Raw genomic sequence first — 13,124 nt, 5'->3', positions numbered from 1 at the left:
GCCCCGCCGAATGACAGGCACTTTGCGCGACTATGCGCGGGCGGCTATCGGTGCCGGATTAGGAATTTTGTGTACCGGGCTGATTGCCCTGAATGTGGTACCTGGTGACTGGCATAGTGTGGTGTTTTTAATTGCCCCCATGGGCGCCTCCGCCGTCATCCTGTTTTGCCTGCCATCCAGCCCATTGGCACAACCTTGGGCCATTTTAGCGGGCAACACCCTGGCAGCACTGGCCGGGGTATTTTTCACGCAACTGTTACCGCAACAACTGGTGTTTGCCGCGGCACTGGCCATGCTGAGCGCCATCGCACTCATGTTCGCGCTGCGCTGCCTGCATCCACCCAGTGGCGCGGTGGCATTGACAGCCGTGTTAGGCGGCGAAGCCATTCATAGCCTGGGCTACAGTTTTGTCTGGTGGCCGGTGCTGGCAAATAGTGTGTTACTGGTGCTCACGGCCTGGCTGTACCATACGCTGACCGGCTATCGCTATCCTGCCGCACATCACGAGCACGCGCCCAATTCGCCTACCCATATGCACTACCAGTTTGGTTTTAAAACAGAAGACTTACAGACCGCGCTGGGGCAGTTTCATGAAGTGCTGGATATCCACCCGGAACAATTACAAAGTTTGCTGGAACAAACCGAACTGATTGCTTACAGGCGCAAGCTGGAAGCGATTGAGTGCCGGGAAATTATGCGCCCGGTCTCAACCATGCTGGAGTTTGGCGACGCGCTGGAAACCGCCTGGCAAACCATACTCAAACAGACCGAGCCAGCGATTCCCGTCGTGAACAAGGCCCAATTGGTGATAGGCCTGCTCAGCGTGTCTGACTTTATGCGCCACGCCAAGGCAGAGAGCTACCGCGAAGTGGCACCTGCCTTAAAACGCCTGATCCGCTGGTCACCCACCACGCATAGCGACAAACCGGAAGTGGTCGGCCAGATCATGACCACACCGGCGATCACCATCACCGAGCACATGCATCTCATGCATACCATCCCGCTCATGACCAGCCACCATTTGCAATTGCTGCCGGTGGTCGATGAATCCAACAAACTGGTCGGCATTCTGACGCAAACAGACGTGATTCGTGCGTTATACCGTTAAGGTTGGGCAGGCTTGTCGCGCTGCTGAAACGGCACAATCACTTCACGTGACGCCAGCACAATCTCGCGCAAAAAGCATAACAGGCCGAAAATCAGCGAGGCCATCGAAATAATAAATGACACCATCACCAAGTGCGGCAGCCGCAAACCCGTCTCTACCGACAAAAACATACTGGCAATCGAGACGCAAATACACAAGGCAGCAAACGTGGCCGCAGCAATGGCCCGCCGCAGCCACTTTGTGCGCCGCACAATAATCCTCAGCTCATCTTTAAAGCGCTCACGCTTTTCTTCTGGTGCATCGGTCAAAAAACGGGCGCGATCTATCGAGCGCCCCAGGCGGCCAATCAGCACGCCTAAAATCGAGCCGATACCGGTTAATAAAAACACCGGCGCTACCGCATCACGGATGGCTTCAGACACACTGTGGATTTCTATCATGGTATTAATCATAGGCAGGAAAGTACTTGCAAACGGAGAGTCAGGCACCAAAAATGCACTCTTTTGGTTTTGGATGCACTAGAAAAAAGCATGAAGAAAACAATTCTTCGAAAAAATAACGTTTTAAATGTTAGTTCAACGATTCATAAGCGATTTTCAAGCCACATTGAGTGCATTTAGGGCCTTAATATTGTAATAAAAGCATTTTTCTTGCCATTGTTTTTCAATTCGACCTACCCAAACGGGAACCATTTTTGCTGTATACGCCCTGGCAACAATAAAATATGTATAGGGAAAGAGGCAACAAGATGCACCCGCAACCGTTAACCGAGGACTTGGCTAACCACTTCAAGAAGGTCAATGACTTTCGTTCAAATATTTACCAACTGCAACACGCCTGGGATAGCCTGGCATTGATGGCGCAACTGTCCGGCACCGGCTCCGAAATGGAGGAAACCCGCAGCGCGTTTAACACCATTTCAAATGATGTATTACGTCATTTATCGCAGGAAACCCTGCATAAAACCGCTGCACAACTGTCGTCAAAAGCGTTTGAAATCATCAACCTGCTGGTGCGCAACCTGTTTGAGCGTACGGCTGACATTGGATTTTTCGCGACCGACGATGATGTGCGCGACTATCTCGAAAAACAGGCTGCGGACATCGTGGAAGATGCCGATCAGGACAGACTTGCATTTCGTTTCCAGGAATACCAGAAAAAATACACCGTCTACGACAACATTGTGCTGTTTGATGAAGAGGGCCAATTGCTGCATCAACTGGATGACACGCAAACCACCTTGTTTCATTACCACCCGATTGTGGCACTGGCGCGGCAATCGACAGAACCATATGTAGAGCGTTTTTATGAAACAGAGATCGGCGGCAAGATGCACAAGTCGCTGGTCTACGCGCATGCTGTACGCAGCAAAGACGGCCAGCGTACACTGGGCGTGCTATGCCTGTGCTTTAAGTTCGTCAATGAGCTGGATACCATCTTCCATAACCTGATTCCGCATCATGACTGGACCATAGGCGTGTTGCTGGACGAAGAACGCAACGTGATTGCCTCCAGCGACCCTTACCAGATTCCGCTAGGCATTTCGCTATGTGTGGATACCGACACGGACTGGTTTATTACGCGTTTTAGCGGGCGCGAATACCTGTGCGTGACCAAACAGTCAGAGGGCTACCAGGGTTACCTGGGGCCAGGCTGGTTGGGCCAGGCCATGATCCCGATAGAACATGCGTTTAACCAGAGCATTCGCGACATGGTCAACAATATTGATGCGGACATTCTGCGTAAAGTGATGCGTAGCCCGCTGATTTTCTCCGAAAGCTTGTTGAATATTCCCAAGCAGGCGGCCAATATCCAGAGCAAACTGAATCAGTCAGTGTGGAACGGTAATATCCGGCAAAGCAATGATGTGAATACCCAGCAGAAAAATTTCTCCAAAAGCCTGCTTTCCGAGATCAGCCATACCGGCCACAAAACACAGCAGATCATTGAAAACATGGTCTCTGAGCTCTACCAGACCGTGGTGTCTGTGATGCTGGAAAACTCCAGTTTTTATGCACAGCTGGCGGTAGAAATCATGGACCGCAACCTATATGAACGTGCCAACGATGTGCGTTGGTGGGCACTGACGCATGTGTTCAGGGATTTGCTGGCGAAGGCTAGCTTGCAGGCTGAAGATAAAAGCACCATGACAGAGGTGCTGCGCTATATCAATAGCCTGTATACCGTGTATGACAATCTGATTGTGTTTGACCGCAAAGGTGAAGTGATGGCGGTGTCTAACCATCAGTATAACCATCTGCTCGGCACCCAGCTGGCGGATGAATGGGTAGGCCGAACGCGCAGTTGCGCTTCAACCCAAGATTATGTGGTCTCCCCGTTTGAACCCACCCCGCTCTACAACGACAAACACACTTATATTTATGCCGCGCCTATCCGTCACCTAGATGGTAGCGGTATCGTCGGTGGCATTGCCATCGTGTTTGACAGTACACCGCAATTCCAGGCCATGCTGCGCGATGTGATTCCACGCGATAAAACAGATACGCCGGTCAATGGCAGTTTTACCCTGTTTGTAAATGTACAGATGAGTGTGATTTCAAGCACGCACAAAGACTTTGCCATCGGTGAAACATTTGAACTGATGCCCGCCATTGCTAAGCTTAAAGACAGCGAACAGCTGTTTGATATTGCCATTTACCAGAACACCTATTACGCCGTTGGTGCCCGCGCAGCCTATGGTTACCGTGAGTTTAAGAGCGAACAGGATAGCTACCGCAATAAAGTGGTTGCCCTGATTTTTACACCACTGGGCAAAGTGGATGAAATTAACCAGCGCATCCACGCCGAAGCGCAAGTCATTCACAACAAGTTCAACCCCAACCTGTTTGCGCAATCCGGGCAGGACTGCCAGGAATATGCCACCTTCTACGTCGGTGATTCATGGATGGGTATAGAAGCACGCTTTGTGCGCGAGGCGATTGATGAAGACCAGTTGCGTACCTTGCCAGAGTCTGCACCGTTTATCGCCGGTATGCATGCCTACCGCGGAGAGGTGATTCCGGTGATCGACCTGGCGCGCATGCTGGGGCATCCGCACTACTTCACTGATTACCGGCAGATCATCGTCATTGAAGACAAAGCGGCCTCGCTGCGGTTTGGCCTGTTTGTCTCTGCCCTGGGCGAAATTCCTTACCTGGCGCCATCGCAGATTCAGCCGATGACGACCTTCTTCAGGGGCGCCAGCCATAATCCTGGCATTGCCATTGCCAATATTGCCCAGAACAGCATGCTCACCCTGATCACCGCACAAAGCCTGTGGGACAAAGTGCTTTCCGTGCGTTCGCAATCTGCAGAGCAGGTGTATGCCTGATGAATAGTCAGACTACCCTTTTCGGACTCATGCAAAACGACATCATGGAATCCTTACTCACCGCGCAGCAACAGCGATTGCTGGATACGCTGCTGGATAACCTGGATGGCATGATTTACCGCTGCCTGTATGACAGCAACTGGACCATGATTTATGTGAGCAAGGGCTGCGAAGCCCTCACTGGCTATCCGGCACATGAGTTGCTGCTAAACAAAACCACCTCTTACGAAATCATCACGCACCCAGATGACAGGGATCAAGCGCGCACCGTGATTGATGCTGCGATTAAAAAAGGCGAGCGTTTTGAGCTGGAATACCGCATTGTGCGCGCCAATGGCGACATCACCTGGGTCGCCGAGCGCGGCAGTGCCGTGTTTGATAGTGAGGGCAAACCAGTGGCGCTGGAAGGCATTATCCAAGACATCAGTTGCCGCAAACGCATCGAACACGAGCTATTCAGCACCGAGCAAAAATACCGCTCGATGTTTGAGAATTCCACCCTGGGCATGTTCCAGACCACGGAGTCCGGCACCTACCTCAACGCCAACCCAGCACTGGCCAAATTGTATGGCTATGTGTCGCCGGAAGCACTCATCAGCGACCTCAACAATATCAGCACCCAGCTCTACGTGGCCGAAAGCAGGCGCGGTGAATTTACCGAAGCCATCCGCGCGCAAGGCCGGGTACATAATTTTGAATCTGAGGTTTACCGGCTCAATGGTGAAACCATCTGGATTTCAGAAAACGCCCATGCCGTCTGCGACCCGCAAGGCGCTATTCTCTATTACGAAGGCACGGTAGAAGACATTACCGACCGCAAGAACCATGAGCTGCAAATCCGCCAACTGGCTGTCACTGACAACCTGACCGGCCTGCTCAACCGCCACGCCTTCAGTGGCAAACTGGCCAGCCTGATTGCTGAAGCCGATAAAACGCAAAACAAGATTGCCATTGCCTTTATCGACCTCGACCATTTCAAGCTGATTAACGATACGCTGGGCCACCGCGCTGGTGACAAACTGCTGGAGAATGTCGCGCAACGGCTGATCCAGAGCACGCGCCCGACCGATGCCATTGTGCGCTTTGGCGGTGATGAATTTGTCATGCTCTACCCCGGCCTGCGCGTGGCAGAAGATGCCGAGCCCTTGCTAGCACGCGTGATGGAAGCCATTTCACAACCGATTGCCATTGGCGATTATGTATTTAATATGACCTGCAGTGTGGGCGTCAGTATTTACCCCGACCATGCCAAGGAAATCGACACGCTGCTTAGTTGCGCCGACTCGGCGCTTTACAGTGCCAAAAATGCAGGCAAAAACAAGGTGCAGATGTTTAGCGGCACACTGGCGCAACAACTGGGCGAACGCAACGAAATTGAATATGGCCTGGGCCATGCCATGCAACGGCAAGAATTGATGCTGTATTACCAGCCGCAAATCAATATGCAGCACGGCAATATCAGTGCACTGGAAGCGCTGATCCGCTGGCAACATCCTGAGCGCGGCCTCATTCCGCCCGACCAGTTTATTCCGGTGGCCGAAGAAACCGGCCATATTTTTGCCATTGGTGAATGGGTATTGCAAACCGCCTGCCAGAAGATCAAGTCCATGCAAACCGAGTGGGGCTATATGGTGCCGATTGCGGTCAATGTCTCGCCGATTCAGTTCTTGCGCGGCAATTTGGTTGAAACCGTGCAACGCGTACTGCGGCAGGAGCGCGTACCGCCACATTTAATTACGCTAGAAGTCACCGAAAATGCCCGCTTCAAGGATGAGGCCATGTTCACGCGCACGCTGGAGCAGCTAAAGCGACTGGGCGTGTGCATCGCGATTGATGATTTTGGCATCGGCTACTCAAATATGGCCTACCTCAAAAACTATCCGATTGATGAGCTCAAAATCGACAAGGCTTTTGTGCAAGACCTGGAGCAAAGTGTTACTAATGGCAACATTTTGCTGGCGCTGATTAACCTGGGCAAAAGCTTGCATAAATCGGTCACTGCCGAGGGCATAGAAACCGAATACCAGCACCGCTTTTTACTGCATAGTGGATGTGATGTCGGGCAGGGATACTATTACAGCCGACCGTTATCGGATGAAGCGCTGGCGCAGTTTATGCGCGAACAGCAGCCAAAATTCGATCACTTTCAGCAGGTGGCCAGGTAACCCTGGCCACAGTGCTTTCTAGTTAAACCGCAGCCTGCTCTACTTCAATGTCGGGCAACGCCTCGTGTTTAATGGCCGCTTCAAATGCGGTCAACCGTTTGTATACCGACAAGAGTTCAACAATCGTCGTCCAGGAATTCACCAGGTATTGGAATGAGTTGCTGACTTGTGAAAACGCAGTCAGGATCTGCTGCAAAATACCAAAGGTGATACGCCCGGCCGCAATCGTCGGCACCAGAATCAGGTAGGCGAAAATATTGTCTGCCTGCAAATATAGGCTGCGCGCCACGTTGAAATACATATAGTGGAAATACAGGCGGAAGTAGTTTTTACGTACATCCATAAACAATGACTTGAGTGTTGCCGGTTGTGCGCGCTCAATATTGTCTTCACCATACACCAGCTCTTTACGGTAGGCGGCTTCGACACGCTGGTTCCTGAATTCCAGCCCCGGCAATTTAATCCCTACGGCAGCCAGTAATAAAGTACCAAATACCGACCAGGCAATCGCCGAGGTAAACAGTGGCGCAGGCACGGTGCCAAACACCGGCAATTCGCTGACATAAGAAGACAGGCTCCATAGCACAGGCAAGAACGCGAATAGCGTCATGATCGCCTCCACCATAGACACACCCAGGCCCTCCATAATGGTGGCAAAACGCATGGTGTCTTCCTGTACCCGCTGCGAAGCACCTTCAATGCGGCGCACCTGTGACCACTGGCTGGTATAAAAATCGTTCATCGCCGTGCGCCAGCGGAAAATATAATGGCTGACAAAAAAACGCGTGATGACATAGATAAAAATCGCCACAAACGCAATTTCGGCAAACTGTAGCATCAAGGTATAAAGCTCGGCCGTGGTCACCTTGGAGTTGGGTGATAAGGCTGCCTGCACGCCGTCAAAAAATGGTCGGCGCCAGTTATTAATCGCCACGGATACTTGCACCGAGTAATAGGTCGAAAACAGGATAAACGACGAACCGACAATAGACCACCACTGCCAGCGTGTAGGCTTTAACTGAAACCAGGCCAGCGCAAACAGGGCCACGCTCACGGCATAGTAGCCATAAAACAACTTGAATGAATCGGTGACAAAGTGGCCCAGGCCAATGACAGGTTCCGCCTCAGCCACGGATAAGCCGAATATGGCACCAATGGCAGTAGAAAATTCAAACCAGACACCACAACACACGGTTGCCCACACAATGACAGAAGGCCAGAACCAGCGAGAATCAGGGAAAAAAGATTTAAACATAGCGCTTTCTTTGACGATTTTTGTTTGGATGTTTGTGGGGAAAGTAATTGTCTGCCAGTGTATTGGCTCTTGAAAAGACCTGCAACAAAAAAGCCTCCGTGAGGAGGCTTTATGTGTTGTCACGTGTATGAATGCTAGATGCGGTTACCGCGGAAGCAGCAGCCCAACGGCGTATTGGCGGTGTAATTAGCCTTTAACACCATGCCAGATGATTTGTTCGCCGAATGCTTTTGTTGCACCCGTTTTTTATAAACAGCCGGTTTTTTCATGGCAGTCTGTTTATCTTCGTCGACTTTCGCTTCATCTACCGCTGCCACTTTTACCGCAGGCGGCGATGCATTGGCGGCGGCCACGGTTTCAGCGGCCTCCGGTGCCACCACCTGCCCGGACTGAGTTGCACTCAGTAAAGGATTATTATCAGCGGGGACTTCGTGCTCGAAAGTAATCATCATCAAGGCAAGCATGTTTAATAAAATCAGCTTGGGTAACATATAGGACTTGGTTCGTTGCATGTTTAATACTCGATTTTTCTCAGACGATCTCATGCGCTATGGTAGAGAGTCGAAATGGATTGAATAAGTAGGCAGGTGCCGATTTACTTGTCAGATAATGCTTACAAAATAGCTACCGCAGAAAACATTTACGCGATATTCTGGTCAGAGAGCTCAGACTCGTGCATGATGCATGATCAGAACGATTGGCCTTTGTCGATGGGAGCCTGTATGAAACGGTTATTGCTATTGCTGATAATGTGGACAGGGGTTGTGCAGGCGCAGCCTAGTATCGTCGACACACTGGAACTGGGCCACTCGATTGTGATGGTCACGACCGATATACCTGGTGGCTCCAATGGCAGAGGCTCCGGCGTGGTGGTGAGCCCGGAATATGTGGCCACCAACTGCCATGTGATTGCCAATAGCAATGGCGCCAATATTGCCAAGTTCCGTGATGGTTACCGCCCTATTGCGCTCAAGGCCAACTGGAAACGCGATGTCTGCCTGCTCAAGTTTGACCCGCTGCCGTTCAAGCCACTCCCCATGCGCGATAGCAAAACCCTGCAATACGAAGAAGAAGTGTTTAGTTTGAGTTTTCCAGCGGCCGCGCCGGTGCCACAACTGTCTTATGGCAATATCAAAGGTATTTACCCTTACGATGGCAGCATGATTGTGCGCTCGAACGCCTCGTTCTTAATGGGCTCCAGTGGCGGTGCCCTGTTTGACCAAAATTTCAACCTGATCGGGCTCACCACCTTCAAGAGCCCAGGCCACCAGGCGTTTTACTACAGCCTGCCAGTGGAGTGGATCAAAGAGCTCATGGAGGCACCTGAAATTATCTCGCTCAAAACCAATGAGGTACCGTTCTGGGCATTGCCACTCGAACAACGGCCTTACTTTATGCAGGTGGTGATTCCTTACCAGAATGCAGATTGGGCTAATTTGAAGTCCATTGCCAGCGAATGGGCGCATAAAGAGCCCAGCTCAGCCGATGCGTGGTACTTTCTCGGCCTGGCAGAAGAAGGCCTGCAACAGTTTGCGCAGGCCGAGCAAGACCTCAAGCATGCTTATGACTTGAACCAGCGCGACTATGACGCCATGCTGGCATTGTCACGCGTGGCATTTACGCAAAAAGATCTGACTACCTTGCAGTCACTGCAACCGGCGATCAGCGCAGTGGATAAAGACCAGGGCGAAAAAGTCACGCAGCAAATTATTCAACTGAAACAAGGCAGTTAACACGCCGTGTTAAGCTTGTGAAACAAGCCAGAAAATATCTTGCTTGCGGGAACTCTCTCAGGCAAATGCTGTTCAAGCATGCAGCGCATAACAATAATGGATACACACATGATGAAACACGCAGTAACACGCACCACCACCGGGCTGACCATCGCCTTATTTAGTGCCATGGCAGAAGCTGAGTCTCGCATAGACCGCCAAACTGAAACGGCCGTGCCCAGAGCACAAAACTTATACGGCATAGGCGTAGGCGTCTTGCCCAAGACCTCAGGCTCTGATGAGTACCGCGTACTTGCATTGCCAATTATCAATGCCAACTATGGTGATCGCTTTTTCATCAATGCATTACAAGCAGGTGTCTGGCTGCTGGACAGCGATGACCAGCGTGTGCGCTTTGGGCTGTCTGCTGAAGCCAAATTTGGCTGGGATGCCAGCAAAGGCGATCGCACCCGTGGCATGCATGACCGCGACTTCTCGATTTTTGTCGGCCCCTTGCTACGCTGGCAAACAGACTATGGCACGTTTAATGCGCAATGGACCACAGATGCCAGCGGCAACAGCAATGGCCAACAGGTTCAGTTGCAATACATTAAAAGCCTGGTGCGCGCTCCGCAACTACGCTTGAACGGGGTGGTTGGCGCGACATGGAATAACCAGAAATTTAACGACTATTATTTCGGCGTCGACAACAGCGAAGCAACTGCCAGCCGCCCGGTTTACCGCGCAGGCTCTGGCGTGGAATGGCAGGCGGGTGTCAATGGCATGATGCCTGCCTTTAAAGACCACTCCCTTTTATTTGGCGCCTTTGTGACGCGACTGAGCAACGCACAACATAACAGCCCGATTACCGAAACCAGAATCCAGCCGATGGCCTATGTCGGCTACAGTATTCCTTTTTAACTCACCTGTTTTTAACTCAGCTAGCGGCTGCCGTTAGCGTTAAAAAACTGCCAGATCACATCATTGGCAGAGATCGCATCCGAACCAGCCTGCCCACCACGCGGTTTACTGCCTCCGGGCCAGGAATGGCCGCCAGTATCCGTAACGCACAGCTGCACTGGGGCCAGTCCGCCACGGTGGATTTCGCAATAAGCGCCGGGCACATCCAGGATGCGCTCGGCCTGGCTATTGGCCTGGTTGAGCTGCACCCACTTCTGTATCGTCGCTGGCACTGAGTTAAAACTCACATCAACCATGGACTGCTGACCTTTGCCGCCATTAAACGGCACATGGTCATCGTCTTTGGCATGGATATGCAGCACCGCTACCGGCTTGGCAGGCTGGCAGCGTTGGGTATTGTCGGTGCCAGCGACCGAGGCGATGGCACTCACGGTGTCAGATAGCTCACAAGCTAATCGGTAGCTCATCATGCCGCCATTCGACATGCCATCGACAAAAATGCGTTTGGCATCGACATTGGCACGTTGCTGCATGTCCTGGATGATGGCACGGATAACAGCAACATCATCACTCTGCTTTTTAACCGCCGGGCCACAGCAATTGCCCGCATTCCAGGTCGCAAACTTGCCACCCGGCAGGCGGCTGTAGCCATTAGGGAACACCACAATATAACCGTATTTCTCAGCGGCCGACACTTGGTGGTAAAAACGCTCATTGGCCTGCACTTGCATATTACCCAGGCCACCATGTAGCACCAGCACCATAGGCAAGGCCTGCCCAGACAGTGCCTGCTTGGGCACATGGACCAGATAAGGACGCTGGTCTCCGCTCACAGTCACGGCAAATTCATCATCACCCGCCGCAAGACCGGCCCACACCAGCGCAGGAAAAGTCAGCAAGCCCAGCAACACAGGGTAATATAATCGTTTAGGCAACATCATAGATACTCCAGACAAGCGTATGGAAAGCATACATGAACGCGCCAGTGAAGTGAGTTGTTGACCGCTTTAGCTCAATCGATGCATGAACAGAAATATGACACCACTTGCCCCCATACAACAACCGGTTGTCGGCTTATTGCTGGCAGGTGGCTTTTCACGCCGCTTTGGCGCGCAGAACAAACTGCTACAACCACTCGCCGATGGACAATTAATGGCGCTGAGTGCAGCGCAAGCTTTAATTCAAGCGTTGCCGAACAGCATTGCGGTGATACGTGCCTATGAGTCGCCGCTCACTGGCCAGCTCATGTCACTGGGATTTAAGGTAGTGACTTGTGAAGAACAGCATCAACAGATGGCGGACAGCCTGACATTAGGGGTTGTCACGGCACAAACGCACTTTCCACACCTATCCGGACTGGTCATTGCGCTGGCAGATATGCCATACATTCAGGCAGCAACCATTACGCGCGTCGTGCAACAACTGACGCAAGCACGACTGGTGCAGCCCATGTTTCAGGGCCAACCCGGGCACCCGGTTGGCTTTACCAGTGACCTGATACCGGAATTACTGCTGGTCGAGGGAGACCAGGGCGCGCGTGAAGTGTTGCGCGCGCATCAGGCCGAGATTTTAAGATTTGAATGCCAGGATGCAGGCGTCTTAAAGGATATTGATACCCCTGCAGACCTGGCGTGAGCCAATTTCGCTCAAGCCGCAGCCAGTTTGGCACTGGCTTGAGCGAGTCCGACTTGTTGCAATTGTGCCCGCGCCTGAATCAGCTCAGCCAGAATAGAGACGGCAATTTCGGCTGGCGTGCGGCTGCCTATGCGCAAACCGACCGGGCCATGCAGGCGATTCACTTCCTGCTCGCTTAAATCAAAACTGCGCAAACGCTGCTTGCGCTTTTCCTGGTTTTTGACTGAGCCCAGCGCGCCGATATAAAACGCATCTGATTTGAGCGCCTCAAGCAAAGCCATGTCATCCAGTTTAGGATCATGCGTCACCGCCACAATCGCCGTGTGCGGATCTGGTGCAATGTCTAGCACCACATCGTCCGGCATGCCGGGCAACCAGTCCGCGCCTTCCACATGCCATTCGGCACGCATTTCTTCACGTGGGTCGCAAATCATGACGTGAAAATCCAGCGCTTGCGCCATGGCTGCCAGCACTGACCCTAACTGGTTGGCGCCGATGATGAGCAAGCGCCACTGTGGCCCAAAATAACTGTGGAACCAGTCGTTATCCAGGTAAGGCAAGCCCTCTGGCAACACAGGCTGGTGGCGTACTTCGCCACTCTGCAAATTGACCGAACGCTTTAACAAACGGCGTTGTGCCAGGCTTTGCAACATGGGTGCCAATTGCGCCGCCTGTGTGAGCGGCTCGGCAAAAATCTTTAGCTGCCCACCGCACGGGATACCAAAACGCTGCGCTTCGTCCTGATGGATGCCATATTCGAGAATGGCGGGCTGTGTGGGCAACTGCTGATGCCTGGCTTTATCTGCGAGGTCATCCTCTATGCAACCACCCGACACCGAGCCAACCAGATGGCCATCTTCACGCACCACCAGAATGGCGCCCGGCAAACGCGGTGCCGAGCCCCAGGTCTGGATCACGGTGAACAGGTGCGCGCGATAGCCTTGTTGCAGCCAATCGCTGGCACGTTGCAGCACTTCCCAATCTGACGATTGCATAT

At 52.3% G+C, this 13,124-nt stretch carries 11 protein-coding genes; 6 read left to right on the top strand and 5 right to left on the bottom strand.

The window, feature by feature from the left end:
* Window positions 1-10 precede the first annotated feature (10 nt).
* A complete protein-coding gene (locus ACIDE9_RS12290) occupies window positions 11-1,108 on the top strand; it encodes an HPP family protein (protein ID WP_411995040.1) in 1,098 nt (365 codons plus the stop codon).
* Here ACIDE9_RS12290 and ACIDE9_RS12285 read toward each other — a convergent pair.
* Window positions 1,105-1,596: a DUF2721 domain-containing protein gene (locus tag ACIDE9_RS12285; RefSeq protein WP_370583242.1), complete on the bottom strand. Its 492-nt coding sequence runs from the start codon at window positions 1,594-1,596 to the stop codon at window positions 1,105-1,107. The two genes, ACIDE9_RS12290 and ACIDE9_RS12285, sit on opposite strands and share 4 nt — an antisense overlap.
* A gap of 260 nt (window positions 1,597-1,856) precedes the next feature.
* On the opposite strand from ACIDE9_RS12285, the gene ACIDE9_RS12280 reads away from it, so the two are divergent.
* Both ACIDE9_RS12280 and ACIDE9_RS12275 read left to right on the top strand, forming a co-directional pair.
* Entirely contained in the window at window positions 1,857-4,439 is a 2,583-nt protein-coding gene (locus tag ACIDE9_RS12280) for a chemotaxis protein CheW (protein WP_411995039.1), read from the top strand.
* Window positions 4,439-6,604: an EAL domain-containing protein gene (locus tag ACIDE9_RS12275; RefSeq protein ID WP_411995038.1), complete on the top strand. Its 2,166-nt coding sequence runs from the start codon at window positions 4,439-4,441 to the stop codon at window positions 6,602-6,604. Before ACIDE9_RS12280 ends, ACIDE9_RS12275 begins: the two co-directional genes overlap by 1 nt.
* Window positions 6,605-6,626: 22 nt before the next feature.
* On the opposite strand, the gene sbmA is transcribed toward ACIDE9_RS12275, so the two are convergent.
* The gene (gene sbmA, locus ACIDE9_RS12270; protein ID WP_194752697.1) at window positions 6,627-7,859 is read right to left on the bottom strand and encodes a peptide antibiotic transporter SbmA; all 1,233 of its coding nucleotides are present in this window, start codon (window positions 7,857-7,859) and stop codon (window positions 6,627-6,629) included.
* A gap of 134 nt (window positions 7,860-7,993) precedes the next feature.
* On the bottom strand, window positions 7,994-8,371 hold the full coding sequence (locus ACIDE9_RS12265; protein WP_411995037.1) for a hypothetical protein: 378 nt from the start codon (window positions 8,369-8,371) through the stop codon (window positions 7,994-7,996).
* A gap of 210 nt (window positions 8,372-8,581) precedes the next feature.
* Between ACIDE9_RS12265 and ACIDE9_RS12260 the strand changes: the two genes are divergently transcribed.
* The gene (locus tag ACIDE9_RS12260) at window positions 8,582-9,592 is read left to right on the top strand and encodes a trypsin-like peptidase domain-containing protein (protein WP_411995036.1); all 1,011 of its coding nucleotides are present in this window, start codon (window positions 8,582-8,584) and stop codon (window positions 9,590-9,592) included.
* Window positions 9,593-9,700: 108 nt separating this feature from the next.
* Window positions 9,701-10,492, top strand: coding sequence for a MipA/OmpV family protein (locus ACIDE9_RS12255; RefSeq protein ID WP_411995035.1), 792 nt, complete (start codon window positions 9,701-9,703; stop codon window positions 10,490-10,492).
* Window positions 10,493-10,512: 20 nt separating this feature from the next.
* Here ACIDE9_RS12255 and ACIDE9_RS12250 read toward each other — a convergent pair whose 3' ends face one another.
* Window positions 10,513-11,433, bottom strand: coding sequence for an alpha/beta hydrolase family esterase (locus tag ACIDE9_RS12250; RefSeq protein WP_411995034.1), 921 nt, complete (start codon window positions 11,431-11,433; stop codon window positions 10,513-10,515).
* A gap of 94 nt (window positions 11,434-11,527) precedes the next feature.
* Between ACIDE9_RS12250 and ACIDE9_RS12245 the strand changes: the two genes are divergently transcribed.
* A complete protein-coding gene (locus tag ACIDE9_RS12245; RefSeq protein ID WP_411995033.1) occupies window positions 11,528-12,127 on the top strand; it encodes an NTP transferase domain-containing protein in 600 nt (199 codons plus the stop codon).
* A gap of 11 nt (window positions 12,128-12,138) precedes the next feature.
* Here ACIDE9_RS12245 and ACIDE9_RS12240 read toward each other — a convergent pair whose 3' ends face one another.
* A complete protein-coding gene (locus tag ACIDE9_RS12240) occupies window positions 12,139-13,122 on the bottom strand; it encodes an XdhC family protein (RefSeq protein WP_411995032.1) in 984 nt (327 codons plus the stop codon).
* Window positions 13,123-13,124 lie beyond the last annotated feature (2 nt).

Origin of the sequence: Methylophilus sp. 'Pure River' (assembly GCF_046765995.1) — a bacterium.
Lineage (GTDB): Bacteria > Pseudomonadota > Gammaproteobacteria > Burkholderiales > Methylophilaceae > Methylophilus.
This window is presented reverse-complemented; position numbering and strand designations above follow the sequence as displayed.

Bases quoted from the DNA above. Each gene is read 5' to 3' on its own strand.
- ACIDE9_RS12290 (WP_411995040.1), top strand. From the start codon at position 11: ATGACAGGCACTTTGCGCGACTATGCGCGGGCGGCTATCGGTGCCGGA.
- ACIDE9_RS12280 (WP_411995039.1), top strand. From the start codon at position 1,857: ATGCACCCGCAACCGTTAACCGAGGACTTGGCTAACCACTTCAAGAAG.
- ACIDE9_RS12275 (WP_411995038.1), top strand. From the start codon at position 4,439: ATGAATAGTCAGACTACCCTTTTCGGACTCATGCAAAACGACATCATG.
- sbmA (WP_194752697.1), bottom strand. From the start codon at position 7,859: ATGTTTAAATCTTTTTTCCCTGATTCTCGCTGGTTCTGGCCTTCTGTC.
- ACIDE9_RS12265 (WP_411995037.1), bottom strand. From the start codon at position 8,371: ATGCAACGAACCAAGTCCTATATGTTACCCAAGCTGATTTTATTAAAC.
- ACIDE9_RS12260 (WP_411995036.1), top strand. From the start codon at position 8,582: ATGAAACGGTTATTGCTATTGCTGATAATGTGGACAGGGGTTGTGCAG.
- ACIDE9_RS12255 (WP_411995035.1), top strand. From the start codon at position 9,701: ATGATGAAACACGCAGTAACACGCACCACCACCGGGCTGACCATCGCC.
- ACIDE9_RS12250 (WP_411995034.1), bottom strand. From the start codon at position 11,433: ATGATGTTGCCTAAACGATTATATTACCCTGTGTTGCTGGGCTTGCTG.
- ACIDE9_RS12245 (WP_411995033.1), top strand. From the start codon at position 11,528: ATGACACCACTTGCCCCCATACAACAACCGGTTGTCGGCTTATTGCTG.
- ACIDE9_RS12240 (WP_411995032.1), bottom strand. From the start codon at position 13,122: ATGCAATCGTCAGATTGGGAAGTGCTGCAACGTGCCAGCGATTGGCTG.